Source organism: Bradyrhizobium cedriense, assembly GCF_054602315.1.
This window is the reverse complement of record NZ_JBTSWB010000001.1, coordinates 495,741-521,289: the sequence shown is the minus strand read 5'-3', so window position 1 is coordinate 521,289 and position 25,549 is coordinate 495,741. Positions and strand designations below refer to the sequence as shown.

25 protein-coding genes are annotated in these 25,549 nt (G+C 64.3%); 5 read left to right on the top strand and 20 right to left on the bottom strand.

Translation table 11 applies throughout. The features are described from left to right. Window positions 1-3: 3 nt before the first annotated feature. Window positions 4-1,473, bottom strand: a complete 1,470-nt coding sequence (locus tag ACYCVF_RS02525; protein WP_459596974.1) for a carboxylesterase/lipase family protein — start codon at window positions 1,471-1,473, stop codon at window positions 4-6. Window positions 1,474-1,548: 75 nt separating this feature from the next. After that, window positions 1,549-1,725 (bottom strand): hypothetical protein, encoded by a 177-nt coding sequence (locus ACYCVF_RS02520; RefSeq protein ID WP_459596973.1) that lies wholly within the window; start codon window positions 1,723-1,725, stop codon window positions 1,549-1,551. A 263-nt stretch (window positions 1,726-1,988) separates the two neighbouring features. On the opposite strand from ACYCVF_RS02520, the gene ACYCVF_RS02515 reads away from it, so the two are divergent. The 3 genes from ACYCVF_RS02515 to ACYCVF_RS02505 all read left to right on the top strand — a co-directional run bounded on the left by ACYCVF_RS02515 (window position 1,989) and on the right by ACYCVF_RS02505 (window position 5,471). Next, on the top strand, window positions 1,989-4,676 hold the full coding sequence (locus ACYCVF_RS02515; RefSeq protein WP_459596972.1) for a flavin-containing monooxygenase: 2,688 nt from the start codon (window positions 1,989-1,991) through the stop codon (window positions 4,674-4,676). 132 nt (window positions 4,677-4,808) lie between these two features. Then, window positions 4,809-5,081: a hypothetical protein gene (locus ACYCVF_RS02510; protein WP_459597960.1), complete on the top strand. Its 273-nt coding sequence runs from the start codon at window positions 4,809-4,811 to the stop codon at window positions 5,079-5,081. An 84-nt stretch (window positions 5,082-5,165) separates the two neighbouring features. Beyond that, entirely contained in the window at window positions 5,166-5,471 is a 306-nt protein-coding gene (locus tag ACYCVF_RS02505; protein ID WP_459596971.1) for a hypothetical protein, read from the top strand. 17 nt (window positions 5,472-5,488) lie between these two features. Here the strand turns inward: ACYCVF_RS02505 and ACYCVF_RS02500 are convergent, their stop codons facing one another. The 4 genes from ACYCVF_RS02500 to ACYCVF_RS02485 form a co-directional block, all read right to left on the bottom strand. After that, complete coding sequence (locus ACYCVF_RS02500) at window positions 5,489-5,656, bottom strand: hypothetical protein (RefSeq protein WP_459596970.1); 168 nt, start codon at window positions 5,654-5,656, stop codon at window positions 5,489-5,491. Between the two features lie 101 nt (window positions 5,657-5,757). Continuing rightward, on the bottom strand, window positions 5,758-6,276 hold the full coding sequence (locus ACYCVF_RS02495; RefSeq protein WP_459596969.1) for a septal ring lytic transglycosylase RlpA family protein: 519 nt from the start codon (window positions 6,274-6,276) through the stop codon (window positions 5,758-5,760). A 233-nt stretch (window positions 6,277-6,509) separates the two neighbouring features. Next, window positions 6,510-8,162, bottom strand: coding sequence for an NAD-dependent malic enzyme (locus ACYCVF_RS02490; protein ID WP_459596968.1), 1,653 nt, complete (start codon window positions 8,160-8,162; stop codon window positions 6,510-6,512). Window positions 8,163-8,470: 308 nt separating this feature from the next. Beyond that, complete coding sequence (locus ACYCVF_RS02485; RefSeq protein WP_459596967.1) at window positions 8,471-10,810, bottom strand: mechanosensitive ion channel domain-containing protein; 2,340 nt, start codon at window positions 10,808-10,810, stop codon at window positions 8,471-8,473. 716 nt (window positions 10,811-11,526) lie between these two features. Between ACYCVF_RS02485 and ACYCVF_RS02480 the strand changes: the two genes are divergently transcribed. Further along, on the top strand, window positions 11,527-12,417 hold the full coding sequence (locus ACYCVF_RS02480; protein ID WP_459596966.1) for an MBL fold metallo-hydrolase: 891 nt from the start codon (window positions 11,527-11,529) through the stop codon (window positions 12,415-12,417). Window positions 12,418-12,705: 288 nt separating this feature from the next. On the opposite strand, the gene ACYCVF_RS02475 is transcribed toward ACYCVF_RS02480, so the two are convergent. The 8 genes from ACYCVF_RS02475 to ACYCVF_RS02440 all read right to left on the bottom strand — a co-directional run bounded on the left by ACYCVF_RS02475 (window position 12,706) and on the right by ACYCVF_RS02440 (window position 20,154). Next, a complete protein-coding gene (locus ACYCVF_RS02475) occupies window positions 12,706-13,635 on the bottom strand; it encodes a polyphosphate kinase 2 family protein (RefSeq protein ID WP_459596965.1) in 930 nt (309 codons plus the stop codon). Continuing rightward, entirely contained in the window at window positions 13,595-14,614 is a 1,020-nt protein-coding gene (locus ACYCVF_RS02470; protein ID WP_459596964.1) for a branched-chain amino acid ABC transporter permease, read from the bottom strand. The genes ACYCVF_RS02475 and ACYCVF_RS02470 overlap by 41 nt, the downstream gene beginning before the upstream one ends. Continuing rightward, window positions 14,611-15,492 carry a branched-chain amino acid ABC transporter permease gene (locus ACYCVF_RS02465; RefSeq protein ID WP_459596963.1) on the bottom strand — a complete coding sequence of 294 codons (882 nt, stop codon included), beginning with the start codon at window positions 15,490-15,492 and terminating at the stop codon, window positions 14,611-14,613. Before ACYCVF_RS02465 ends, ACYCVF_RS02470 begins: the two co-directional genes overlap by 4 nt. Window positions 15,493-15,497: 5 nt before the next feature. After that, window positions 15,498-16,202 carry an ABC transporter ATP-binding protein gene (locus ACYCVF_RS02460; RefSeq protein ID WP_459596962.1) on the bottom strand — a complete coding sequence of 235 codons (705 nt, stop codon included), beginning with the start codon at window positions 16,200-16,202 and terminating at the stop codon, window positions 15,498-15,500. Window positions 16,203-16,205: 3 nt separating this feature from the next. Beyond that, on the bottom strand, window positions 16,206-16,973 hold the full coding sequence (locus ACYCVF_RS02455; RefSeq protein WP_459596961.1) for an ABC transporter ATP-binding protein: 768 nt from the start codon (window positions 16,971-16,973) through the stop codon (window positions 16,206-16,208). A gap of 15 nt (window positions 16,974-16,988) precedes the next feature. Beyond that, on the bottom strand, window positions 16,989-18,299 hold the full coding sequence (locus ACYCVF_RS02450) for an ABC transporter substrate-binding protein (protein WP_459596960.1): 1,311 nt from the start codon (window positions 18,297-18,299) through the stop codon (window positions 16,989-16,991). Window positions 18,300-18,393: 94 nt separating this feature from the next. Next, window positions 18,394-19,098 carry an NUDIX hydrolase gene (locus ACYCVF_RS02445; RefSeq protein ID WP_459606483.1) on the bottom strand — a complete coding sequence of 235 codons (705 nt, stop codon included), beginning with the start codon at window positions 19,096-19,098 and terminating at the stop codon, window positions 18,394-18,396. A gap of 30 nt (window positions 19,099-19,128) precedes the next feature. Then, complete coding sequence (locus ACYCVF_RS02440) at window positions 19,129-20,154, bottom strand: ABC transporter substrate-binding protein (RefSeq protein ID WP_459596958.1); 1,026 nt, start codon at window positions 20,152-20,154, stop codon at window positions 19,129-19,131. 47 nt (window positions 20,155-20,201) lie between these two features. On the opposite strand from ACYCVF_RS02440, the gene ACYCVF_RS02435 reads away from it, so the two are divergent. Next, the gene (locus tag ACYCVF_RS02435; RefSeq protein ID WP_459596957.1) at window positions 20,202-20,330 is read left to right on the top strand and encodes a hypothetical protein; all 129 of its coding nucleotides are present in this window, start codon (window positions 20,202-20,204) and stop codon (window positions 20,328-20,330) included. Between the two features lie 79 nt (window positions 20,331-20,409). On the opposite strand, the gene ACYCVF_RS02430 is transcribed toward ACYCVF_RS02435, so the two are convergent. The 6 genes from ACYCVF_RS02430 to ACYCVF_RS02405 all read right to left on the bottom strand — a co-directional run bounded on the left by ACYCVF_RS02430 (window position 20,410) and on the right by ACYCVF_RS02405 (window position 25,468). Beyond that, window positions 20,410-21,183: an anti-sigma factor family protein gene (locus tag ACYCVF_RS02430; RefSeq protein ID WP_459606484.1), complete on the bottom strand. Its 774-nt coding sequence runs from the start codon at window positions 21,181-21,183 to the stop codon at window positions 20,410-20,412. Beyond that, a complete protein-coding gene (locus ACYCVF_RS02425; RefSeq protein WP_459596955.1) occupies window positions 21,180-21,698 on the bottom strand; it encodes a sigma-70 family RNA polymerase sigma factor in 519 nt (172 codons plus the stop codon). Before ACYCVF_RS02425 ends, ACYCVF_RS02430 begins: the two co-directional genes overlap by 4 nt. Window positions 21,699-21,738: 40 nt before the next feature. Beyond that, window positions 21,739-23,208 carry a YncE family protein gene (locus ACYCVF_RS02420; protein ID WP_459596954.1) on the bottom strand — a complete coding sequence of 490 codons (1,470 nt, stop codon included), beginning with the start codon at window positions 23,206-23,208 and terminating at the stop codon, window positions 21,739-21,741. Between the two features lie 9 nt (window positions 23,209-23,217). Continuing rightward, window positions 23,218-23,754, bottom strand: a complete 537-nt coding sequence (locus tag ACYCVF_RS02415) for a DUF305 domain-containing protein (protein ID WP_459596953.1) — start codon at window positions 23,752-23,754, stop codon at window positions 23,218-23,220. A 107-nt stretch (window positions 23,755-23,861) separates the two neighbouring features. Further along, complete coding sequence (locus tag ACYCVF_RS02410) at window positions 23,862-24,650, bottom strand: ABC transporter permease (RefSeq protein ID WP_459596952.1); 789 nt, start codon at window positions 24,648-24,650, stop codon at window positions 23,862-23,864. Further along, entirely contained in the window at window positions 24,650-25,468 is an 819-nt protein-coding gene (locus tag ACYCVF_RS02405; protein ID WP_459596951.1) for an ABC transporter ATP-binding protein, read from the bottom strand. The genes ACYCVF_RS02410 and ACYCVF_RS02405 overlap by 1 nt, the downstream gene beginning before the upstream one ends. Between the last annotated feature and the right edge of the window lie 81 nt (window positions 25,469-25,549).

Below are 25,549 nucleotides of genomic sequence, written 5' to 3'. Positions count from 1 at the left end.
AACTCATTTCCTGCCCTCACGGGCGAGCCGGTCGAGACGCTCCGCGATGGGATCGTCTCCGCTCGCGATGCGATCGTTCGCGATCAGCAGCAGGCGATCGCCTTTAGCCGCGTCCCAGCGTGGCAGGTCGGATCCGTTGGGGTCGCCGCTCCGCGCGAAGTTGATCCAGTAGGTGCGCATGCGGCTCGCGACCGCGCGATCACGGCGCGACAGGATGCCTGCGCCGGGTACACCTTCCGTGCCGAAGATGAATTGCAGCTCCCGTCCGTGGCCGCCTTCCGGATTCGCGCGCCTTGCCTCCGGCACATAGGCGAAGCGGTAACGAAAGGTCGGCGCGCCGCTTGCCGCGTGCAGGCGGGCCAGCAGTCGCACCGGCTCCGAAAAGACCTTGTCGGTGTAGAACCTAGCCGCGATATCCGAGGGTCCGGCGAGATCGGGATAAAGCTCGCGAAGTTCGTCGCCAGCAGTGCCGGACCGCACGAGCTCTTCCTTGATATCGGGCTCATTCTCCACCCACGTCTCGTCGTCGTTCGAGCCTATGATCAGCGGAATGCGGCTTTGACGTCCGGCCGCAAAGCCTGGTGCAATGTCCTCGGTCGCCAGACGTCCATCCATCACCGGCGCGAAGCTACGCCGTGATTTCTCGAGCAGATGCTTTTCGGCGGCCAGAAGGCGCCGCGGCTCGGCTGCGCGCAAATCCGTCTCCGGCCCCAGCGCGGCCACGAACTGCCGGCCGATGGCCTCAGCCTCTTGCGCCGAACGCAGGCGCACGCGGCCGGGCACCGATTGCAGAATGGCCTTCTGGAAGAGATCGCGCGATTGCGCAGACAGCATCAGGAGCGCGATCGCTGTCGCGCCTGCATCGCTGCCGAATAAAGTGACGTTGCTCGGATCGCCGCCGAAGGCCGCGATGTTGTCGTGGACCCATTGCAGCGCGGCGATCTGGTCCATCAGGCCGAAATTGCCGGAGCCGTCGTCCGACAGCGCGGGATGCGTGAGCCAGCCGAGCGCGCCGAGCCGATAATTCACGGTGACCACGATCACGCCCGCCTGCGCCAGCTTCGCGCCATCGAACAGCGGATCGTTCGCGGTGCCCGAGACGAAGGCGCCGCCATGGATGAAGACCATCACCGGCAATGGGCCATCGACCCCGAAAGGACGGAACACGTTCAACGTGAGGCAATCCTCGCTCGCGGCCGGCATCGCCGGCTGAAGGCACGGCGCGCCGTGGTCATAGGCGGTGCGCATGTCCGAACTCTCGGTCGTCGGCTGTGGCTGGCGCCAGCGCAGCACGCTGACCGGCGGCGCCGCGTAGGCCAGCCCCTTGAAGGACGCCACCTCGCCTTCCACCGCGCCGAGCATTTGGCCTTCACGCGTCAACGCGAATGGAAACTGTCCAACCGGCTGAGCCATGCCCGATCGTGCACAACACAGGACCGCGCAAGCCGCAACAAGTGCAAGCAGAGACCGCATCTTCGAACATCTCGATGAAGGATCCCGGGCAGGTTATGTCCAGGGCCGTCGGCGACGCAAGCCTCGCGCCCGCGCCTAGCCGCCTTTGGCCCTCAACTCCGACAGCGCGCGACGCGCGACGATACCGAGCTCGCCGAGCGTGGAGTGGCCGGACTGCGCTGCCTCGATCAGGCGCTCGGCGATGAACCTGCGGCTGTCGTGATCGCCGCCATGCGGCAATTGCCGGCACGTCTCCTCGAGGACGACGTCCATGTTCGCTCTGGTTCGCTCACTCAACTCTGTCATGACGCCCGGCCGGTACGCGTGACTTGTAAGCGCAAGCATACACGCAAGGATGCGGTCTGATTACCCCGGGCTATCACGGCCATTGTGCATCGCGGGGCGTGTAGTGCCCACCACATTCACGCGGCAACGATGCCGCTGCGAAAAACTACCGAGGATTGCACTGGCTGTAATGACAAGCTGAGCCTGAGGCGATAGCCTGACGACAAAACAAAACATACGGGAGGAATGCCATGTCTGACGCAATGGTTGCCACACGTGCCCCCGGCGAGCGCGGAACCGCTCAGCAAGTCGACGTCGCCGTAGTCGGCGCCGGATTTGCCGGCCTCTATCTCCTTCATCGTCTTCGCAAGGCCGGCTTCTCGGCAGTCGGCCTCGAGGAGGCCGGCGATGTCGGCGGCACCTGGTACTGGAACCGCTATCCCGGCGCGCGCTGCGACATCCAGACCATCGACTACAGCTACACCTTCGATCCGGAACTCGAGGCGGCCTGGACCTGGTCGGAGAAATACGCCACGCAGCCCGAGATCCTGCGCTATCTCGGCTTCGTCGCCGATCGCTACGATCTCAGGCGCGACATTCGCTTCAGGACCAAGGTGATTGAAGCCCGATGGGACGAGACATCCGAGCGCTGGCTCATCACCACCGACAATGGCGCGCCGGTCTCCTGCCGCCATTACATCATGGCCACCGGCTGCCTCTCCGCCCCGAAACCGCCGGAGATCGACGGCGTCAAGGACTTCAAGGGCGAGGTCTATTTCACCGGCCGCTGGCCGCATGACGGCGTCGATCTCGCCGGAAAACGTGTGGCCGTGATCGGCACGGGCTCGTCGGCGATCCAGTCGATCCCTGTGATCGCCGAGCAGGCCGCGCATCTGACCGTGTTCCAGCGCACGCCGAACTTCGCGCTGCCCGCGCATAACGGCCCGGCGCCATCAGACCGCATGAGCCTGCTGCAAAGCAACCGCGCGGCCTATCGCGAGCAGGCGCGCCAGTCGATGGCGGGCGTGCCGTATCCGCAGCAGACGGCCGTGAGCTGGCAGCTCAGCGATGCCGAGCGCCGTGCCCGCTTCGAGGATGCTTGGGGCAAGGGCGACCTCGTCTATATCCTCACGCAGCTCTGGGCGGACCAGGCCGTCGATGTCGACGGCAACAAGATCGTTCAGGAGCTGATCCGCGAGAAGATCCGCGCCGCCGTCAAGGACCCCGAGACGGCCGCGGCGCTCATACCGGACGATCATCCCTTCGGCGCAAAGCGTCCCTGCCTCGACACCAACTACTACGCCACCTACAACCGGCCGAACGTCACGCTGATCAATCTGCGCCAGGAGCCGATCAAGGCGATCACCGCAGGCGGCATCACGACGGCCAGGCGCGGCGTCGATCTCGACGTCATCGTGTTCGCGACCGGCTTCGATGCGATGACCGGCGCGATCCGCGCCGTGCATCCGATCACCGGGCGCGGCGGCAAGTCGCTCACCGACGTCTGGGCGCAGGGGCCGCAGACCTATCTCGGCCTCACGGTCGCCGGCTTCCCCAACTTCTTCATGATCACCGGTCCCGGCAGTCCGTCGGTGCTGTCGAACATGGCGGTGTCGATCGAGCAGCATGTCGACTGGGTGGTCGATCGCCTCGTCGCATTGCGCGAGGCCGGCTTCACCACGATCGAGCCGACCGAGACGGCGCAGGCCGGCTGGGGCCGGCACATGGCCGATTGTTCGATGCTGACGCTGCACCGGCTCGCCAACACCTGGTACACGGGCGCCAACGTGCCCGGCAAGGTGCAGGGGGTGATGCCCTATACCGGCGGCGTCGGCCCCTATCGCAGCATCTGCGACGAGGTGGTCAGTCACGGTATGCTGGGTTTCAGGCTCACCGGCCCCGGCGTCGCCGCGCAATGCAATGATGGCGAGGTGGTGCGCCTGCAGCCCGACGTGCGGCTGGTCATGAACCTGCTCGCGTCGCTGAACCTGCCGCCGATCGAGTCGATGGGCGCGATCGGGGCGCGCGCTTTCGTCGACGAATTCAACAAGGGCCGGCCTGCAGGGCGGCCAATCGGCGACATCGTCGACGGCACCCTGCCCGTGGCCGATGGCTCGCTGGCCTACCGTGTCTACAAGCCCGCAAGCTCGGGGCCGCATCCGCTCGTGGTCTATTTCCACGGCGGCGGCTGGGTCCTCGGCGACGAGCAGTCGGACGAGCCGTTCTGCCGCGACATGGTGCGGCGAACCGGAATGATCTTCGTCAGCGTCGGCTACCGCCACGCGCCGGAGCATCGCTTCCCCACCGCGGCGGAAGACGGCTATGCGGCGACCCGCTGGATCGCCGAGCACGCCGCCGAGCTCGGCGGCAGACCTGGGCCGGTGCTGGTCGCCGGCTGGAGCGCCGGCGGCAACATCGCCGCCGTCACCTGCCAGCTCGCGCGCGATCGTGGCGGGCCGGAGATCGCCGGCCAGTTGCTGGTGTGCCCGGTCACCGACTGTAGCTTCGATCGTCCCTCCTACAACGACAATGCGACCGGCTATTTCCTGACGCGCTCGCTGATGTACTGGTTCTGGGACCTCTACTGCTCGCCGGCCGACCGCACCGATCCGCGCGTCTCTCCGCTGCGCGGCAAGGTCGCCGGCCTGCCGCCGGCCTTCGTCGTCACCTGCGAGTTCGACCCCCTGCGCGACGAGGGGGTCGCCTACGCCGAGGCAATGGCTGCTTCCGGTGTCGCGGTCGAGCAACTCAAGGCGCGCGGCCATTTCCACTCATCCTTCGCCATGGTGGACGTGGTGATCACCGGTGCGCCTGGCCGGGAGCAGATGGCCCGGGCCTTGCGGCGCTTTGCTGGGCTGCCGCCGGAGGTCAGCCGCGATGGCGAGAGCCGTCAGGTCGATGCCGGCCCAAGGCACAGCATCGCAGCTGCCGCAAGCTGATGGGAGCAAGGCGGGCGGGAACCTTTTCCCGGCCGCCGCGTTACGCTTCGGTGGCATTGAGATGCCGCGACAGGTTTAGACCCCGGCGCGCAGGTTTGCGTGCTGGGGTTCTTTCGTGCGTGAGGCGAGGTGATCGGGGACGTGGGCGGAGATTCAAAGGTCGATTTCGGCGCGCTTGCGGTGCTACATAAATGGCCCTCGCTGGCGAACCAGCGTCAGCCGGACCGGGAGCCCTACCAGATCCTTGAGGGCACGCTCGACGATTGCATCTCCGCATTCATGGCGAAGCCGGCCGCAACCCGGCACCTCTACGAGATTCGGACGACGGCTCAACCACCGCTGGTCACAGACATCCTCTCGCCCGAGCATGTGATCGAGCTCTCACGCTTGAGAGAATTTCTCTGACGACGCTCCACAAGCACGCGCAGGAACCTTGGTCCGGCTTTTCTCGTTAACGGGGGCCGGAAGCCAAGTCGCGAGTGCCTTAGGATGCTTGAAGCTGGCGTACCATCTCCCGTCGTGCCCTACGGAGCAGACCAAACCATATTCGTGGTCATCGATCGCCTCGACCGGACGACCGAAATCCGAATTGAGCGAAACGACCTCGAAGCCACGATTGGCGAGCTCGTTGCCGGCTGCTTCCACGATCCCGTCAGGGTGATTTCATTCAACACGCTCGAGCATTGGATGAAGGACATTTCGACCGATGTCGCTGGCGAAATCAGGGCGCGATGCGACATCGATGGCGTGATGCTGCCCGACTATCTCAGCGACTTCGTCGAGAGCCATTCCTGAGCGGTGGCGCGGTGCGCCTACAGCATGGTCTTCGGACTGCGGTGCTTGCCCGCGATGACCTCGATCTCGCGGCGGCGTTCGCCCGCGAAGGTCAGGAGCTTTTCGATCGTCAGCGTATCCGTGATCCGCTTGGCGAGCCGTTCGGCGCGCGCGGCCTGATCTTCGAGATACTGGATCGTGTTCAAGCGCCGCCTCCCCGAAATCCGCGATGGTGAACACGAATGATGATCGGGAAGCGGCTAACAGCCGGTTAAGCGCGCGGTGTTGGTGTCGACAGACGCCCCTATTATTGCACGACCTCCAGACGGACATTGGTGATTCCCTTGTCGACCATGCCGAGCGCCTCGGCTGCGGAAGGGGTAATGTCCACCACGCGTCCGCGCACATAAGGTCCGCGATCGTTGACCCTGACGGTGACGAAGCGGCCGGAGGAAGTGTCCGTGACGCGCAGCTTCGTGCCGAATGGCAGGGTCGGATGCGCTGCGGTCAATTCGTTCTTGTCGAACTTCTCGCCGCTCGCGGTCTCCGTGTCCGAATAGAAGCTGGCGACGCCGTGCGACGGTGTTTGCTTCGCATCACGGCCTGGAACGCGCGCCCGGCTGATCGGCCGCGGATGCAGCGCCGCCACCCTGTGCGGACGCTCCACCTTGGCCTGCCGGCCGGTCGTCGCGAGATCGGCCTTCTGGCGAGCGACCGGCGATTGCGCACAGGCCGCGAGCAGGGAGACGCCGGCGATGGCGGTCAGCAGACGGCACGAGGTTGCGAAGGAAATCCGGCCAGTTTCGGCACGTGCAATGCAAGACATGGTACGCCCCTCCGAACGGCTGGATTTCGGTGGGCAATGAGGGCAGAACCTTGTCGTAACGAAAGCAGCCCGGAGGCCGCGGCGGTTTCGCGCCAGCTGTGACGATTTCACAACAGTGACTCGTCCAGAATCGGGACAGCCTCTGCGCTCTTGGTCGTTGCGGAATTTTCAGGCGCTGCGCCAATTTCTGGAGAGCGCCTGGCGATTGACGTTCGCGCGAGTGCGCTTCCTGTTCAGTATTTCGGCTCGTACATCTGCGACTGGACGAGACCCTTGACGTCGTTGGGCGCCGGTCCATCGGCGAGCCCGCGCTGGAAGGCGACATCGGCCACGGCAGCTGCGATGCGAACCGAGACCTCGCGGATGCGCGGCAATGCCGGATAGAGACTGCCTTGCGCGAGGTCCTCCTTGCCGACGCAATCCGCCAGCGTATGGGCCGCCGCCATGAACATCTCGTCGGTGACGAGGCGCGAGCGGCTGGCGATGACGCCGAGGCCGACGCCGGGGAAGATGTAGGAGTTGTTGCCCTGGCGCGGCACGAAGGTGCGGTCGTTGAGCTTCACCGGATCATAGGGGCTGCCACAGGCGAACAGCGCGCGGCCCTCGGTGTAGCGATAGGCATCCTCCGCTGAACACTCGGCCTTCGAGGTCGGATTGGAGAGTGCGAACACGATCGGCCGTTCGTTGAGCTCGGCCATCGTCCGGAGCACGTCGGGCGTGAAGGCGCCGCCAACCGCGGCAACGCCGATGATCGCCGTCGGCTTCAGCGTCTTGATCGCGGTGAGGTAGTCGGCGATCGGCGCCTGGTCGGTGTGGGCATAGCGAAGCTTGTGACCGGAGAGGCCCTCGCGACCGCTGACGACGAGACCACGGGAATCCACCAGCCAATTGCGGCGGAGCGCCTCGGCCTCGGTGGCACCCTCGGCCATCATGGCGGAGACCACGAGATCGGCGATGCCGGTCGCCGCCTCGCCCGCACCGAGGAACAGGATGCGCTGGTCCCTGAGCTTGCCGCCGGAGATGCGCAAGCCTGAGAACAGGCCGGCAAGCGCCACCGCCGCGGTGCCCTGGATGTCGTCGTTGAAGACGCAGGCCTCGTCCCGGTATTTGTGCAGCAGCTTGAACGCGGAATGGTTGGCGAAATCCTCGAACTGGATCAGCACGCCCGGAAAGGTCTTTCGCGCAGCCTGCATGAACTCGTCGACCAGGCTGTCATAGGCCTCGCCCGTCAGCCGCCGCTCGCGCAGGCCGAGATAATAGGGATCGTTCAGGAGCTCTTCGTTGTTGGTACCGACGTCGAGCACGATCGGCAGGCAGAGTTCGGGATGCACGCCGGCACACGCGGAATAGAGCGAGAGTTTTCCGACCGGAATGCCCATGCCATTGGCGCCGAGATCGCCGAGGCCGAGGATGCGCTCGCCGTCGGTGACGACGATCAGCTTGGCCGGATAAGGCCAGTTCTTCAGGATCTCGGCGATCTGGCCGCGATCGCGCGAGGAGATGAACATGCCGCGAGGCCGCTGGAAGATCAGGCCAAACTTCTGGCAGGCGAGCCCCACCGTCGGCGTGTAGATGATCGGCTGGATCTCGTCGATATTGTCGACGACGACGCGGAAGAACAGCGCCTCGTTGCGGTCATGCAGCGCATTCAGGGCGACGTACTTCTCCAGATCTGTCGGCAGCGTGCGCAGATTTGTGAGCACGCGCTGGGCCTGCGTCTCCATCGTCAGCACGCAGGGTGGCAAGAGGCCGCGCAGGCCGAGCGTCTCGCGCTCTGACTCCGTGAAGGCGGTGCCCTTGTTGAGCAAGGGATCGCGCAACAGCGTCATGCCTTGGGGTGGATTGGATGATGTCGGTTGGGCAACGACCCGCGCAGGTCTATTCACGTATTTCCCCCAAGGAGCTTCTCATTGAACCGAGGACATTGTCGGCCAGCGCTTCATCCAGATCAAGGACGGAGAGACTCAGGCCTCGATTTTAATCTTGCACCGCAGCGAGACTGTCGCGAATGCCTGACAGTAACGCGCGAGAAGGTTAACGGCGCTATTGCGGTGCCCAGATGCCGTGCCGGCAGGAGATGCAGAGTCTGGACAGACCCGATTCGTCGACAATCAGCCCGTCGGTCGCAGACCGCGTCTTGTCGGCGACGACACCACGAACGCCTTGATCGAGGCAAGCGGGAAGATTGTGGAGCCTATCCCGCCGCCCGCCGCGGCGTCAGATTGGCGGCGCTTTCGGCCGGCGGCGCGATTTGCATCAAGATCGTCTGCGTCGCGGATGCGACCTGGATCCCATTCTGCTGGAAGCGCAGCTTCATGCGGCGGTTGAATTCGCGCTGAACCGGCCAGCGGCCTGCCTCGGTGCAGCGGATCTGGCCGACGATCGACACCATCGCACCGTCGACCTTGTCGATGCCCCAGAGTTCGAGGTCTCCGCGGATCAACGCGCGGAATTCGGGTTCGCGGCGCATCTCGTCGACGATGTCCTTGAGGATCTGGCCGGCGCGGTCGGTGTCCTCCTTGTAGGCGACGTTGACGCTGACGGAAGCATTGCCTGCGCCGCGGCTGGCATTGGTGATGGTCGTGACCGCACTGAAAGGCACGATGTGCACGGCGCCGTCGCCGGCGCGCAGGCGGATGGTGCGGATCGAGACGTTCTCCACCACGCCTGAAAGCCCGGACACGCTGACATTGTCGCCGACCTGGACCGTGTTCTCCAGCAGCAGGAACAGACCCGTGATGAGATCCTGCACCAGCTTCTGCGAACCGAAGCCGATGGCAATGCCGACGATGCCGGCGCCCGCGAGCAGCGGGGCGACATTGACGCCGATCTCGCTCAGCGCCGTGAGGCCGACCACCGTGGCGATCAGGCAGAGCAGCGCCGTGCGCAGCATCGGCTGGAAGGTGCGCAAGCGCGCGGCGCGGGCATAGTGGCCATCCCGCGACAGCGTATTGATCTGACGATCCATCAGCGCGTTGCTGGCTTCCCAGATCGCGGCTGCGATGAACACGGCGAGGCCGATCGTCACCAGGGCCGAGATCAGCCGGCTGCCGATCTGGCCGCCATAGAACCAGACGATCGCGTCCACGCCCCAGACTTCGAGCACGGCGACGAAGCCGATGAAGGCGATCACGCCGGATACGATCCTGCGCAACAGCGGCAGATAGCGGTTGGCCCGGATCTCGAGACCGGGAAAGCGCTGGAGGATCTCCGGGCTGATGCGGAAGCCGCGGTCGATCAGGCTCAGCGTCAGCATGATGGCGACACGCGTGACCAGCGCCACCACGGCCGTGCCGACGAAATATTGCAGCAGCAGCGAATAGCCGTTGCGGATGTTGAGCGCCCAAACTGCCCACAGCGCGAGATCGAGCGCGATGGCAGGATAGTGCCAGCCCATGGCGATGCGGTTGCGTAGACGAGCCGCGATCCCCTGCCGTTCCGCCGGCGCACGAATGGCCTCGGCGACCGGACGGCGGCATTGCAGGATGATGACGACGATGAAGAGGTGCACGACCAGCATCACCATGCGGAGCAGCGCGGCATAGCCGGCGCGGTGCAGGCCGAGCAGCAGCGCAACGTTGGCAAAGGCGATGCCGGAGACGCCGACGCCGACGATGCGGCGTGCCCAGATCTCGATATAGGCTGCGGTCTCGGCCCGAACCGGAAACAGGCCGAACGGCCCCGCCAGCCCTCGGACCATGCAGATGAGCCCGCGCGAGAACGCATAGGCGTTGACGACTGCGAGGATCACGAGGCGGACGGTCGTGGGCTCGCCGATTTCCGTCCCGAGCAGCGCCGTGGCGACGCCCACGAAGACGACCACCGGCAGCAATTCGAGCATGAGGCGCCCCAGCACGAAGGGCAGCCGAAGCATGACCTGCCAGACGCGCGCAAGGCTATGACGGCGCTTGTTCATCTCGGGTGCGGGAGTCACATCGGCCACAGATGACGGCGGGTCGGCGATGGGTAGCACCTGTTCCGACACATGCGCGGTTTGCGGCACGCGTCGTTCCAGGAACGCGACCGGACGGCGGATCAGGCGGAAGATCACCCACTCGGCCGCAAGGGCGCAGCCGAGCACCAGCGCCATCTTCCAGGCGATCTCGATCAGGAGGTTGTAGGCTGCGGGATCGTTCGCGGTCCGCACGATCCAGTAATAGAACGCCGGGAAGTGCGTGAGTGTCCGCGCCATGCCGGCGATCTCGCCCGAGATCTCGCCGATTTCCTCCGACACCGTGAGCAGGAGCTGCGCACCGAGGCCGTCGGCCGCCAGCGGGATCGGGGATTTTGGCTCGGACGCCGGCGACCCTGCCTGCTGCTGACCGGACGCATTCGCGATCGCGCGCAGCGTGTCGATCATCTGCGCACGCTTCTTCTCGTCCTGGAGCGTCTCCAGTGCGCGCGTGGCCTCCTCGGGGGACAGTGCGGCACCATGATTTGCCGCCGGCGCAGGCGTCTGGGCGCTGGCGCCGGAGAGAGACGAGATCGCGAGGAAGAGAGCGGCGAGGAGCGCCGGGACAAGCTTATGCGACACGCGGATTCCCTGAAAAAACCAAAAGCCCCGGGGGCGGTGGGACCATCACCGCCGAAGCACATGCGTCATGTCGGATGCAGCTATTCGCCCCGGCCCTGTGTCGGAAGTTGGCCTTCGAGGCGACATTCTCTTGGCATTTGCCGCAGTGCAGGATGGAGAGCCGCGGCCTCGGCCATGCGCTGTGATGCGCCAAGGACCTTTCTGGCCATTGCGGAACGACGGCGAAGAGGAAAGGGGAGGTCAAAGATGCCCGTTGCGGCAGCCTCGACACGGCCATCCGACACGATCAAAGGTAAAGCTGACGCAAAATACAGCGCCGGGAAGGTAGGGGCTTTGCCTCACTGATGCAGCCCTCTAAACCTTGTCCCGGCGTGCCGTTCGCGGTTTCTGCCGCTATGCGATAGTCCGAACGAGCTCCATCGCAATTAACGCGGCTGGATCTGCGGAGGTGGAGTCATAGACCTCCCCTTGCTCATGAGGTGGACGTTACGCGTCGCTTGTTTGCGACCAGCGGTATGGTCCTCCTCGGACATAAAACTGTCAAGCGGGATCAAAGACGCGAAGGATCACAATTGGCCGCGAGTTCCCTGGGTCGCTGTGGCACACGGCTAGGTTGGCCTGGCCTGCGCTCGATGCAGCGGAATAAAACCTTCCCGGCAGCGTTTGTGATTGCGAGGAAGCTTCTCCCGCCATCCGTCATTTCCAGAAAGCCAGACATGAAGATATCGATTTGCCTCACCGCGCTGGTAGCGTTCATCGCCTCGCTGGGATGCGCAGCCGCACAAAGCCCGCCGCAGACTTCGACCAGGAAGGTCGACGGCACCGACAACGTCTACATTTTCCGCTATGGCGGCCATCAGGCGATGTTCGTGGTGACGCCGCAAGGCGTGATTGCGACCGATCCGATCTCCTATTTGCGTCCCGCCAAACCCTATATCGACGCGATCCGGGCGGTCACCGACAAGCCGATCAAATACGTCATCTACAGTCACCATCACTACGATCACATCGCCGGCGGCCAGCCCTTCAAGGATCTCGGCGCGACTTTCATCGCGCACCGCAGGACCAAGGAGCGCCTGCTCGAATTGAAGAAGCAGAAGTCGCTGCTCGCGGACGTCGTGATGCCGGATCAGGTGGTGGACGACAAGAAGAGCATCTCGCTGGGCGGTACCACGCTGGAGCTGAACTATGTCGGCCGCAATCATTCCGACAATTCGCTGGTGATGCGGCTGCCGAAGGAGAAGCTCGTCTTCGTCGTCGACTTCGCCCCGATCGAGCAGGTCCAGTTCCGCAACATCCCCGATAACGCCTCGCCGCTGGAGTATATCGCCTCGCTGAAGAAGCTGGCGTCGCTCGACTGGGAGCGGATGATCCCCGGCCATCCCTATGCCGGCGGTCGCTTCGGCACCAAGAAGGACATCGAGGATCACATCGCCTACATGGAGGACCTCTCGGCCGAGGTGAAGAAGGCGGCGGACGCCGGCAAATGCTTCGACAACGCGATGAAGGAGGTGAAGCTGCCGAAATACGAGAAGTGGGCGAACTACGAGACCGGGCTTCCCGCCAATGTCGAGCGCTTCTGCTACTGGTGGGCTCGCGGATATTGAGAGGGCCGAGAGCGAACCTTGGTAAGGCTTCGGGGTGGGCAATGGCGCCAGTGCGCCGCGCCCGCCGTCCCTTCGCGGTAAACAATGGTTGCCTCGCCTCGCCTATCTGCCCGGCGTGGCGATGATGCCATCCTGCTCCTGTTTTGCCCGACGCGTCAACGGCTTCGCTAAATCCGCAAAGCACCGAGTCCCCCGCCAAGCAATTGATTCCGCTGGCGCGGGCTACTGTGCATGGGGTTGTTTTCGAGCTTTTCGTTGCCGCATGTCCGCGCCCGGCCGCCTCTCGCTTCACCCGGCTCGCTTCCTGCCCCCTTTTTCCTCCTTCTCCAGCGCCTGGCGCACCTGCTCGAACTCTTGCAGCGATGCCTTGTCGGCGCGGGGGAAGCGCAGGTCGAGCTTTTCGAGCGTCGCGTTGATCACCGAGCCGATCACGACGCGGGCGAACCATTTGTGGTCGGCGGGCACGACGTACCACGGCGCATGAGGCGTCGCAGTATGACGGACGATGTCCTGGTAGACCGCCTGGTAGCGCGGCCACAGCGCACGCTCCTCGATGTCGCCCATGGAGAATTTCCACTGCTTGGCCGGATCCTCCAACCGGTCGAGGAAGCGCCTGCGCTGCTCCTCGCTGGAGACGTTGAGGAAGAATTTCAGCACCACGGTGCCGTTGCGGGAGAGATAGCGCTCGAAGGCGGAGATGTCCTCGAACCGCTCCTTCCAGATGTTCTTGGTCACGAGCTTTGGCGGCAGCTTCTCCTTGGCGAGGATCTCCGGGTGCACGCGCGTCACCAGGCATTCCTCGTAGTGGGAGCGGTTGAAGATGCCGATATGGCCGCGCTCGGGCAGCGCCACGGCGTGGCGCCAGAGGAAATCATGGTCGAGTTCCTTGCTGCTCGGCGCCTTGAAGGCGTGGACCTCGCAACCTTGCGGATTGATGCCCTCGAAGATCGCCTTGATCGCACTGTCCTTGCCGCCGGCGTCCATGGCCTGGAACACAATCAGCAGCGACCAGCGGTCCTGGGCGTAGAGCCTCTCCTGAAACCCGATGAGCCGCTTCTTGTTGTCCTCGAGAATCGCCTGCGCCCTCTCCTTGTCGAGATCACCTCTCTCGTCGGTCTTGTGGTCCTTGAGGTGAAACTTGCCCGAACCATCATGGCGGAATGGCGTGATGTAGCGGTCAAGTTCCTGGGCGAGCGATTTGGACGGCATCTTGCTCATGAGCGCGGGGCACCTTGCGTTGCGGCTTCAATCGGTCGAGCAAGCTACCAAGGATACCCTTGGGAAGGAATATGATGAAGAGCACGAGCAGCACGCCGTAGACGAGGTTGTCCCAGCCGACCGCCTTGGTGCCGAAGCCGATGCGCAGCGTTTCGGCCAGCATGATGGTGATGATGGCGCCGACGGTCGGGCCGAGCGAGACGAACAACCCGCCGACGATGGCGGCAAACACCATCTGGAGCGACACGGCGATGCCGCTGACGGTGTCCGGCGTGATGAACATCTGGTACTGGCAGTAGATCGCGCCGGCGAGCGCCGTCATCACCGCGCTGAGCAGCGTGATCTTCAACTTCTCCGCAGTGACGTCGACGCCGGCCGCGGCCGCGGCGTCCTCGTCCTCCGAGATCGCCTCCAGTGCATAGCGGGCCATGCTGCGATCGACCCAGTGCCAGACCACAATGCCGAAAAGCCAGACTGCGAGCGCGATCAGGTACCAGGTGATCTTGTCGTCGAACTGCAGCGCCAGCAGCTTGTTGCCTGATGCACGGTTCGGCGTGTAGCCGAGCGAGCCGCCGGTATAGTCTCGCGTCGCCGTGATGACCTGGAGCACGATTCCGGAGAGCGCCAGCGTCACCAGCACGAAATAGTGGCCGGTGATGCGGAAGCGGAAGCAGGGATAGCCGACGATCAGCGCCAGCGCTCCCGCCGCAGCCATGCTGATCGGAATGCCGATCCAGGGCGACAGGCCGAGATGATTCCAGAGCAGCGCAGTGACGTAGGCGCCGATGCCCATGAAGCCGCCGTGCCCCAGCGAGACCAGGCCGAACCGCCCCATCATCGACCAAGAGGTGTAGGCGAACGACCAGATCAGGATCAGCACCAGAATGTGCAGATGATAGGGATCGCGATAGACGAAGGGCAGCGCGATCAGCGCCGCCAGGCCTATTCCCCAGGCTGCAAGCCGCCCCTGCCCCATCATCTGCGCCTCGCAAGCAGGCCCGCGGGCCGGATGAACATCATGACGATGAAGAAGGCGAAGGCGAGCACATAGCCCCATTCGAGATCGGAGAACAGGCCGCCGAGCGAGATGATCTCCGCGAACACGAAGGCGGCAATGAAGCCGCCGATGAAATTGCCGAGGCCCCCGAGCACGCAGATCAGGAAGGTGATCGGCCCGAAGGAGAGGCCGACGAAGGGATGCACGTCGTATTGCAGCACCAGGAGGCAGGCCGCAAGCCCGGCCAGCGCGCCGCCGAGCGCCGAGGTGATGAGGTAGATCCGCCTGGTATCGACGCCCATCAGCGCCATGATCTGCCGGTCCTGCGAGATGGCGCGGATCGCGGTGCCGGTGAAGGTGCGCGTCATGAACAGATAGACGGCGACCATGCCGACCAGCGCCGCGGCGAAAGACAGAAGCCGTGCGTAGCTGAAGTTCATGTCGCCGAAGGCGAGCACCGGCAGGCGGATGCCGAGATTGCGGAAGTCGATGCCGAACGCGACCGTGGCAAAGCTCTGGAGCACGAACAGCACGCCGCCGGTCGCGAGCAGCTGGTTGATCGGCGGCGCCGTGAGCAGCGGCGCAATCACGAGGTAGTGCAGCGCCGCGCCGAGAGCCGCGACCAGCAGGATGGTGAGCGGCGCGGCGACGAAATAGCTGACGCCGTAATATTGCACCATGAAGTACATGCCGTACATGCCGATCATCACGAGCTCGGCATAGCAGATCCAGGTCACATCGATGACGCCGAAGATCAGGTTGAGACCGAGCGCGAGCAGCGCCAGAACGCCGCCGAGCAGGATGCCGTTGATCACGGCCTCCAGCAGGTAGATGTCGAAAACGTCCAGGAACGCCTGCATGCCCTTCACACCCCGAGATACGCTTCCTTGACCGTGTCGCTCGCCAGCATCTCGGCCGAGGTGCCGGACGCGCGTATCGTGCCTGCCTCGATCAGATAGGCGCGATCGACCACTTTCAGAACCTGCTGCACGTTCTGCTCGACGATCAGCACGGTCAGCCCGCTGGCGCGGATCCGTTTCACCAGCTCGAACACCTGCTGCACCACGACCGGCGCAAGACCCGCCGAGGGCTCGTCGAGCAGCAGCAGCTTCGGGTTGGACATCATCGCGCGGCCGATCGCGCACATCTGCTGCTCGCCGCCGGACATGGTGCCGGCCATCTGGTGGCGACGTTCCTTCAGGCGCGGAAACAGCTCGAATACGACGTCGAGCCGCTCGGCATAGTGCCCGCGCGCCTCCTTCATGAAGGCGCCCATCTTGAGATTGTCGTCGACCGTGAGCTGCGGAAACAGCCGGCGGTTCTCCGGCACATGCGCGATGCCGAGGCTGACGATCTTGTGCGAGGGCGTCGCCACGAGGTCGACGCCTTCCATTCTGATCGAGCCGCGCGAGGGCCTGATCAGGCCCGAGATCACGCGCATCAGCGTCGTCTTGCCGGCGCCGTTGGGACCGATGACACCGACGGCTTCGCCAGCCCTGACGTCGAGGTCGACATCGAACAGGGCCTGGAAGGTGCCGTAGCCGGCATTGACGCCGCGAAGCTCCAGCATCGGCTACCCTCCCGCGCGGCGGCGCGCTTCGGCGGCCGCAGCCTGCGTGGTCTCGGCATCGGTGCCGAGATAGACCTCGATCACGCGCGGGTCGCCGGCGACCGCGCTCGGCAGGCCTTCCGAGATCTTCTCGCCGTGATCGAGCACCATGACGCGATCGACGACCCGCATCAGCACGCCCATGATGTGCTCGACCCAGATGATGGTGATGCCGAGCTCGTCGCGGATGTTGCGCAGCATGTCGGCCGCCTGATCCATCTCGGCCTCGTCGAGGCCGCCGAGGCTCTCGTCGGCGAGCAGCAGCTTCGGCGCGGTGGCGAGCGCCTTCGCGAGCTCGAGCTTCTTCAGCCCCGCAGCTCCCAGTCCATCGACGCTGGCATGGCGATCGGTGGGCAGGCCGACCATCGCCAGCGCGCGCTCGGCCGCCTCCTCCGCCCTGGCGCGGCTGTGGCGGCCCTGGCCGTAGAAGCCGGCGAGCGCGACGTTCTCGAAGATGGTCAGGCGGCGGAAGGGACGCGGAATCTGGAAGGTGCGGCCGATGCCGCGATTGATGATCCGGTGCGGCGAAAGGCCCGCGATCTCGTGGCCGCCAAACAGGATCGAACCTGATGTCGGCGCCAGCGTCCCGGAGAGCATGTTGAAGATCGTGCTCTTGCCCGAACCGTTGGGGCCGATCAGGCCGAGGATCTCGCCCTGGTCGACCCTGAACGACACGTTGTTCACGGCGGTGAAGCCGCCAAACCGCTTCACCAGCCCGTTGACTTCCAACACCGCAACACCCCGCCGCTACTGGTTGCTGTAGGTGGTGCCTTTCGGCAGCGGCAGCACGGCCTCGCGCTGCGCCTGACTCTTGGGCCACACCACGTAGGACTTGTCGTCGACGTACTGGATTACGACGGGGAACGAGCGCTCGTTCTGGCCGGCCATTGGCGAGCCCTCGGCGTGGAATTTGACGCCGAAGCCGAGCATGGTGCCGCCTTCGGGTATGTCGGTGTCGAGTGCTGCCTTGCGCAGGGAGTCGGGATCTATGCCGCCATATTTCTTGATCGCTCGCGGCAGCACATCGTTCAGGAACAGGTAGGTGTTGGACGCAGCCATGCCAACATGAGCCGAACGGATGGCGACGCCCGGCTTGCGCTTGTCGAACTCCTCGCCAACCGTCTTGATGATCGGCGGCAGCTTCGGATCCATGCTCTTCTGGTTGGCGAGCCAGATCGAGATCGGATCGGTGTTGAAGAAGTAGTTTACATCGGCTCCCAGGCCTTCCTTCAGCTTCTCATAGACTCCGTAGCCGGCGCCATGTCCCACCAGTGCACCGAACTTCAGCCCTTGTTCGCGGGCTTGCCGGAGCAGCAGGGTAATGTCGGGATTGTAGCCGGTGTGGAAGATCACATCCGGCTTGGCCCGCTTCAGCTTGATGACCAGCGCAGACAGATCCGGGGCCGTGGCCGAATAGCCTTCCCTGAGCACGATGTTGAAACCGGCCTTCTTGGCGCCGGCTTCATTGCCTTTGGCAACGTCGACGCCATAGGCGCCGTCCTCATGGATGATGGCGACCCGCAGATCCTTCGGATCCTTGCCCAACTTTTCCTTCGTGTTCTGCGCGATGAAGTCCATCGTCATCATACCGAACTGATCGCCGGAGGCCTGCGGACGAAACACGTATTTGTAGTTCTTGTTCTCCAGCACTGCGGAGGAAATGCAGGTCGTGATCCACATGAACTTCTTCAGCTGCTCGACGCGCGCGGCCACCGGCACGCACTGCGCCGAGGAAAAGAAGCCGAGCAGCATGTCGACCTTTTCCTGCTCGATCAAACGGATCGCTTCATTGATGGCGACGTCCGGCTTGCTCTGAGCATCGGCATAGATCGCCTCGATCTTGTAGCCCTCGACATCCTTCGTGCTGTACTGATCCAGCATGATTCTTGCGCCGGTATATTGCAGCTCCGAGCCGCCGCCGGCGAGCGGGCCGGTCAGATCGTAGATGACACCGATCTTGAGCTTCTTCTCCTGGGCCTCGGCGGACACCGCCAAGCCCGTCGCTGACATCGCGACCAACAGCCCACGTACCAAACGGGCAGCCATGCGCAGGCGCATCAAAACCTCCCTGGACGATTGTGCATCGCATTCTCGTTGCTTTTGCTTTTTGCCCATCACATGGGTTGAGCGCGGCGATGTCAAGCCTCGCGCATCAGCGCGAGGCGAACTGGCGCTCGACGAATGCCGTGACAAATCGCGGCATGGACGGCCTGAGATCACCCATGTCGCGCACGAGATGGATGGCCGACAATTCAGGCTCGGCCTCGCGCGCGAGATTGGCTTCGATCCGGGCCCGGGCCTCGTCGCCCGGCATGTCCAGGTTGAGGACCTGGATCATCGCAATCGCGCGGCCGGAGACGACGCAGTGCCAGTCCGCCTCCGCAGCGTAGTCGTCGGCGGTCAGTCCGGTTTCCTCCGCGATCTCGCGGACGACGCTGCCGGGAATGTCGAGGAAGCCATCCCTGACGTCGTCGAGGTCGGGCGTACCCGACGGGAAATAGATGCGGCCGGCGTTGGCGGTGTGCGGCGCCATCTCGCCCATCACGAAGGCGCCGTCGGAGGCCCGCAGCGCGCCCATGCCGAAGCCGTTGAACACGGCCGTATCGGGAAAGCCCCAGTCGCGCCAAGCGAGGAAGCTTGCGAAATCGGTTTCGAAGTACGTCGCGGCGAGATGGCCGCCCGCGAATAGGGGGTCGCGCCCGAGCAGGATGCGGCCATTCCAGATCTTCGGCCGCTCGCGCTGCTTGGCGGCGAAATGCGCCGCGATCTCGGCGCGGCGTTCCCCGGCGAACGGCCACACGACCGGCCGCACCGCAAGATCAAGCGTCCTGACGCGATGAATGACCGGTGGCGTCATGCTGCCCGACCGCTGCGCCTTCGCGTCAGGCTATTTTGCATTCCCCGTCGTCTTCTTGGCCTGATCGACGAATTTGTTGGTGAAGGTCTTGCTGACGTCGATCTTGGCGCTCGCGACCTCGGGCGAACCGACGCTGAACACGGCGAGCACGGCATCCGCGCCCTTCGGATCCATCTTGCCGGTTTCCGAGAACATCGGGATCGTGTTCTTCAGCGCGGCGAGATAGAGATCCTTGTTCTTGCCGACCACCTGCTCCGGCATCTTCGCCATGATCTCCTCGGGCGAGTGCGAGTGGATCCAGGCCAGCGTCGCGAGGATCGCATTGGTGAGCGCCTGCGTCTCCTTCTCATGGCCGTTGATCCAGGCCGCAGTCGAGTACAGCGCGCCGCCCGGATATTCGCCTCCGAACGTCTCGAGCGTGTCCTTCTGGGTGCGGGTGTCCGAGAGGATGCGAAGATCCTTGTGGCTGCCCTGAAGCACCGTCACCGAAGGATCAAGCATCACGGCCGCGTCGATCTGGCCCTGCTGCATGGCGGCGACCGCAGTGGCGCCGAGGCCGACCCCGATCACGGCGGTGCCGGCGGGGTCGAGCCCGTTCTTCTTGAGCATGTATTTGAGGAAGAAGTCGGTGGAAGAGCCGGGCGCGCTGACGCCGACCTTCTTGCCGGCGAGGTCCTTGACCGATTTGATGTCGCTGGTGCGCGAGGGTGCGACCACCAGCACGAGACCGGGGTAACGGTCATAGACCACGAAGGCCTGGAGCTCCTGCTTCTTGGCCGCGAGATTGACGCAATGGTCGAAATAGCCGGAGACCACGTCGGCGCTGCCGCCGAGCACGGCTTTCAGCGCGTCCGAACCGCCCTTGAGGTCCACGAGCTCGACGTCGAGGCCAGCCTTCTCGTATTCACCGAGCTGCTTGGCCAGCACCGTGGGCAGGTAGCATAGGCAAGAGCCGCCGCCGACCGCGATGGTCACCTTGCTTTGCGCGGCGGCAAGCGAGGTGGTGAGCGTCAGCGCGAGCAGCGCGCCGGCGAGCCTGGCAATCGTGTTCTTCATTGGTTTCCTCCGTTCGGCCGGCGGCACCATAGAGCAGCGGGACTGGCTTGAGAAGCGCGCCGAAGTGGGCCGGCCATCGGCCTTTCGGCGCAACCAAACCGATCAGCGGCCAGGTCAAGGCGATCGCGATCAAGACCCCGCCGCAGGCGCCCGACGACACCAAGCTGCTGGATTGAGCCCCTCAATCACGGCGCGGTTCGACTGTTCGGGCTCGCGCCAATGCGCGGGCCCGTTCGTGAACTTCGCCGCTAGTCACTAGATCGGGCGCGCCTGCTTCCGGATCTCGTTCGCGATCGGCTTGAGGGTGTCTGTGGGAAGCTGGCCGACGAGCGTATAACCCAGGCCACCATCTGCCCAGGCAAAGCCTGCGACGTCGCCGGCCGATTGCGGCATCATCGGCGTATCCTGATGACGGCTCCTCATCGGCCGCGTCAGCACGACGAGGCGGTCGCCGCGATCGTCGTCATACATGAACATCGCAGCCGGACCGTGGGAGGTGGCAACGAGGCGTCCTCCCATCAACCGATAACCGGACACAGAGAGATCCGGCACCTTGATCGGCTGTTTCAGTCGGTTGGAGACCCATTGCGTGAGCTCGACGCTATCGGACGCGCGTATCTCGACCGGCCGCACGCGATCCGGTGCGTAAACGCCATAGGTATAGGCTGCCTCCTGCGCCAATGCGGACAATCCATTCGAGCCATCCTGCAATACGCCGCGCATGGTCCACCCGCCGAGACCACCGCTGCCGAGAAGCAACATCGCAGCGACGGTCGCCCACGTCCGCAGAGGACGCCGCCTCCGGTTGTCGATGATGTGCGACAGGTTCAGTTCGGCCGGCAACGGTTCATCGGCGATTGACGCCAGCGCGCTGCGCAACTGCTCGCGCTGGGCGGCGAAGGCCGCGACACGCCCGGCGGCGTCCGGATGCGCGTCCAGATAGGATGCGACCTCTGCACGACGCCCTGGCGCAAGCGCGTGGTCCACATAGGCGTGGAGATCATCTTCCGTGACCGGCCGCTGGTTCATTTCACGCTCCGCAATGCCACGACGTTTCCTGGTGCAACGCCATCCATCTCCTGCTGCAGCCTTTCCCGCGCGCGCGACAGGCGCGACATCACGGTTCCGACCGGGATATTCAGCGCTTCCGCGGCGTCCGCGTAGGAGAGATCCTCGACCGCGACCAGCAACAACACGGCTCGTTGCTCGTCCGGCAGTCGCGCAAGCTTGTTCAGGACATCCTGATAGACCAGCCTGTGCTCCTGCGCGGCAGCACTGACAAGCTCACGCTCGCCTGCGTCGTCGATCGGCATATGCCTACCCCGCGCTGTTGCCTGGCGGAACTGCGTGACCGCCAGATTGTGGAGGATGGTGAACAGCCAGGCGCGCACGCTGCCGTCACGCCGCTGATGCCAGCGGTTGACGGCACGCTCCAGGCAATCCTGAACCAGATCGTCAGCCGCGGCGCGATCGCGCATGAGCGCGCGAGCGTAGCGGCGAAGCGCGGGGATCAGCGGCTCGACTTGAACCAGCATGTCCTTCATGAAGCGCTCCGCTCACGCTTCGCTGACGTCCGACGGCGCGTCATTGCGTCTCGATCTGGACCGCCTCGCCGGGCCCGTCGGCGTCTGCGGAGGCGATTACCAGGTATCGCTTTCCGGCCACGGCCGACCGATCGACGATTTGCCGGATCGGACCTGTTGCGTTGACGATGGCGGATCCGGCCGGATTGGTCATGAACGCGGCCAGCGGCTGCAACGGACCGCCTCCATCGCTGCGTTCAGAAAACGCCAACACATATTTCTGCTTGGGTTGGAGTCCCGTCACCGAAGCCTGCAAGATCTGAATCAGGCCCTGATCGAACAGCGAGACACTGGTCGGCGCCTTGCGATCCTTCGATCCATCCCTGGATGCGAGCGACAGATGAGCGACCTGACCGGCAACGCCAAGTGCCTGCAAGTTCTGGCGGTCATCCGGGTTGGGCGCTGCACCTGGAACATAAGCGATCGCCTGTGGCGCCTGGCCGATCGGAACGTTTGCCACCACACTATTGGTCGCGGTATCGATCGCGGCGAGCGCGTCGGCATTCTCCAACCCGACATAGACACGCGTGCCGTCGCCGGATGGCCAGACGCCGTGCGGCAGGTTACCGACCGGGATCGTCGCAACCTGCGAGAAATCGTCGGTGCGGAACACCTTCACCTCGTTCAGGCCACCGATCGTGACGTAAGCGAAGGTCCCCTTTGCGGTGTGCGCGAAGTTGACATGATTTGTAATCGGACCGGTGTCGATCGTCTTGATCGGGTTGAACGGCGGCTTGGCGTTGAACACCTGGGTCCGGCCGACGTCCTTCAGCGTGAACCAGACCTGGCTACCATCCGGCGTCGCCGCGATGTTCGGGCAGAACGGGCTCTCCTGCTTCACCTTGGCGATGATCTTGTGCTCGGCGACCTCGACGACATCCGTCTCGGGATTGAAGGACGAGCAGATATAGCCGTACTTGCCGTCGGGTGAGAATATCTGCATGCCGGGCCCGTTGGGGGTCGTGATGCGGGTCTTCTCCTCAAAGCTCTTCGCATCGATCACGGAGATGTAGTTTTCGCCGCGAACGGTGACCCAGACCTCCTTGCCGTCCGGCGTAAAGAACGCCTCGTGCGGCGACCGCCCGATATAGGTCACGTGCTTGACCGCGTTCGTCGCGGTGTCGATGAAGCTCACCGAATTGGAGCCGATCGACACCACGGCGAGCGTCCTGTGATCGGGCGAGAAGCCCATGCCATGCACGAGAACCTGCCCTCTGTACAGCGGGCTGAAATTGCCGGGCTGCGGATCACCCAGCCGGATCACGCCAAGCAGCTTGTTGTCGACCGGATCAGTGACCGAAACCGTATTCGAGAACTGCTCCGCCGCATAAACGCGGTCGTGATGGCTGATCGGAATATCGGGGGCGGACAGCGCGCCCGGCGCCTGCCCTGACCATGCGACCGAGCCGGTGGCAAGCATGGTAGCCGCCAGGAAAATGCTCTTCATCATTCTGCTTCGCGAGGTCGTCATCTGCGGCTCCTACTTCTTCAGTCCATTGGACACATCCATCTGCATGTCCGGATGATGATGGACGGTTGCGATGGGAACAGATGACGGCTGAGTGGGCGCGGGCGTCGTGTCTGTCGCCGCCTCGCCGATGGCGAGCTTCATAGCCGCGATCTCCTGCATCTGGTCGACGATGATTTCCTGGGCAATGCGCCGGAGCTGCTCGTTCTTGCCGTAACGCAATTCGATAATCGCCATGTCGATCGCGCCCTGATGATGCGGCTTCATCATCGCGACGAAGTCGCGATCGATGTCGCCGGTCGGCTTGACCGCCATGTCATTCATCATCCTGGTCATTGCGGCTTCGTTTTCTTCCAGGAAGGCACGCTCCTCCGCGGTCAGCGCAGCCGGCGGAGCGACCGTATGGGCCTCATGCGCGAAAACGAGTGGAGGGAGGGCGAATGCGATCAGAATGCGCGCGCCGACGAGCGCCAAGCCGAGGCCGGGCCTTGACCATCGGCATCTGCCTGCGAGCGCCGCAACGACGCGGCGAAACTGTGATCGGGGCATCCTGAACTCCCATGCAGGTGGTTGCATGGGGGTATGACGCGTGGGGGCGCGTTCTATTCCGGCCGGCCAATCACATAAATGTCAGCAGGCAGACGAGGTATCCCAACCTAGCCGCGCCCGTCCGAGGCCGTCGGTCGCCAAACCAAGAGCCTACGCTCCACCAGCGTCACCCCGAAGTCGATCAGGATGACGAAGGCCGACAGCACGAACATGCCGGCGAACACACCGGCAACGTCGAAGATGCCCTCGGCCTGCTGAATGAGATAGCCGAGCCCTGCCGCCGATCCCAGATATTCGCCGACGACCGCGCCGACCACAGCGAAACCCACAGAGGTGTGCAGCGAGGAGAACATCCACGACAGCGCCGACGGCCAATAGACGTGCTGCATCAACTGCCGCTCGCTCATGCCGAGCATGCGGCCATTGTCGAGTACGGTGCGGCTGACCTCTTTGACGCCCTGATAGACGTTGAAGAAGACGATGAAGAACACCAAGGTGACGCCGAGCGCGACCTTGGACCAGATGCCGAGCCCGAGCCACAGCGCGAAGATGGGCGCCAGCACGACGCGCGGCAGCGCGTTGACCATCTTCACGTAGGGGTCGAACACCGCAGCCACCAGCGGCTGGCGCGCGAACCAGAAGCCGACCAGCACGCCGCCGACCGATCCGATCACGAAAGCGAGGATCGATTCCGTCAACGTGATGCCGAGATGCTTCCAGATCACGCCGGACGAGAACCATTTCACGATCTGGCTGAACACGTCGAACGGATTGGAGAAGAAGAACGGCGGCAGCAGGATCTTGCCGAACACCGGGACGGTCGACAGCACTTGCCACAGCACAATGCAGACGACCGCGACCAGGATTTGAAGCGCAAGCAGCGTCGGGCGCGACATCAGACCGCCTCCTCAGCCTGGGTGGACTGCGCGTAACCCTTCATCACCTCGTCCTTGAGCACGCTCCAGATCTCGCGATGCAATGAGTGGAACTCCTTGTCGAGCCGCACCTCGAAGATGTCGCGTGGGCGCGGCAGGCTCACGCGCCAATCGCCGATGATGCGCGAGGACGGTCCCGCCGACATGATCACGACGCGGTCGGCGAGCGCGATCGCCTCCTCGAGATCGTGGGTCACGAACAGCACGGCCTTGCGGTCGGCGTTCCAGAGGTCGAGCAGGAGGTTGCCCATGACCTGGCGCGTCTGCGCATCGAGCGGCCCGAACGGCTCATCCATCAGCAGGATCCTGGGATCGCGGATCAGCACCTGCGCCAGCGCCACGCGCTTGCGCTGGCCGCCCGAGAGCATGTGCGGATAGCGGTTCGCGAAGGCACCGAGGCCGACGGAGGTGAGCCATTTCTGCGCCCGCGCCAGCGCCTCTGCGCGCGGCGTGCCCTTGATCTCGAGTCCGATCGCGACGTTGTCGAGGGCGGTCTTCCACGGGAACAGCGCGTCGGCCTGGAACAGGTAGCCGGCATCCTGGTTCAGCCCCGTCAGCGGCCGGTCGAAAATCTTGACGCTGCCGGCGGCGGGCTTCAGCAGACCGGCGGCGATATTGAGCAGCGTCGATTTCCCGCAGCCGGTCGGGCCGACGATGGCGACGAACTCGCCTTCGGCGACCGTGAGATGGGCCTTCTCCACTGCCGTATAGACCCGGCCGTCCCCGAGGCGGAACGCGACCTTGGCATCTTCCAGCGCCACTGCCGTGGGCGTCGACATATGCTTCCTCCGAATTCAGGCCGATGCCTTAGCCGCTCGCGCGACCAAGTTCAATCAAGGCGCCAAGCGTGCTACGCATGG

Bases quoted from the DNA above. Each gene is read 5' to 3' on its own strand.
- ACYCVF_RS02440 (WP_459596958.1), bottom strand. From the start codon at position 20,154: ATGAAGAACACGATTGCCAGGCTCGCCGGCGCGCTGCTCGCGCTGACG.
- ACYCVF_RS02460 (WP_459596962.1), bottom strand. From the start codon at position 16,202: ATGCTGGAGCTTCGCGGCGTCAATGCCGGCTACGGCACCTTCCAGGCC.
- ACYCVF_RS02410 (WP_459596952.1), bottom strand. From the start codon at position 24,650: ATGTCGCGCCCGACGCTGCTTGCGCTTCAAATCCTGGTCGCGGTCGTC.
- ACYCVF_RS02465 (WP_459596963.1), bottom strand. From the start codon at position 15,492: ATGCAGGCGTTCCTGGACGTTTTCGACATCTACCTGCTGGAGGCCGTG.
- ACYCVF_RS02445 (WP_459606483.1), bottom strand. From the start codon at position 19,098: ATGACGCCACCGGTCATTCATCGCGTCAGGACGCTTGATCTTGCGGTG.
- ACYCVF_RS02505 (WP_459596971.1), top strand. From the start codon at position 5,166: ATGCTTGAAGCTGGCGTACCATCTCCCGTCGTGCCCTACGGAGCAGAC.
- ACYCVF_RS02470 (WP_459596964.1), bottom strand. From the start codon at position 14,614: ATGATGGGGCAGGGGCGGCTTGCAGCCTGGGGAATAGGCCTGGCGGCG.
- ACYCVF_RS02430 (WP_459606484.1), bottom strand. From the start codon at position 21,183: ATGAACCAGCGGCCGGTCACGGAAGATGATCTCCACGCCTATGTGGAC.
- ACYCVF_RS02425 (WP_459596955.1), bottom strand. From the start codon at position 21,698: ATGAAGGACATGCTGGTTCAAGTCGAGCCGCTGATCCCCGCGCTTCGC.
- ACYCVF_RS02475 (WP_459596965.1), bottom strand. From the start codon at position 13,635: ATGAGCAAGATGCCGTCCAAATCGCTCGCCCAGGAACTTGACCGCTAC.
- ACYCVF_RS02480 (WP_459596966.1), top strand. From the start codon at position 11,527: ATGAAGATATCGATTTGCCTCACCGCGCTGGTAGCGTTCATCGCCTCG.
- ACYCVF_RS02515 (WP_459596972.1), top strand. From the start codon at position 1,989: ATGTCTGACGCAATGGTTGCCACACGTGCCCCCGGCGAGCGCGGAACC.
- ACYCVF_RS02420 (WP_459596954.1), bottom strand. From the start codon at position 23,208: ATGACGACCTCGCGAAGCAGAATGATGAAGAGCATTTTCCTGGCGGCT.
- ACYCVF_RS02405 (WP_459596951.1), bottom strand. From the start codon at position 25,468: ATGTCGACGCCCACGGCAGTGGCGCTGGAAGATGCCAAGGTCGCGTTC.
- ACYCVF_RS02525 (WP_459596974.1), bottom strand. From the start codon at position 1,473: ATGCGGTCTCTGCTTGCACTTGTTGCGGCTTGCGCGGTCCTGTGTTGT.
- ACYCVF_RS02495 (WP_459596969.1), bottom strand. From the start codon at position 6,276: ATGTCTTGCATTGCACGTGCCGAAACTGGCCGGATTTCCTTCGCAACC.
- ACYCVF_RS02415 (WP_459596953.1), bottom strand. From the start codon at position 23,754: ATGCCCCGATCACAGTTTCGCCGCGTCGTTGCGGCGCTCGCAGGCAGA.
- ACYCVF_RS02450 (WP_459596960.1), bottom strand. From the start codon at position 18,299: ATGCGCCTGCGCATGGCTGCCCGTTTGGTACGTGGGCTGTTGGTCGCG.
- ACYCVF_RS02520 (WP_459596973.1), bottom strand. From the start codon at position 1,725: ATGGACGTCGTCCTCGAGGAGACGTGCCGGCAATTGCCGCATGGCGGC.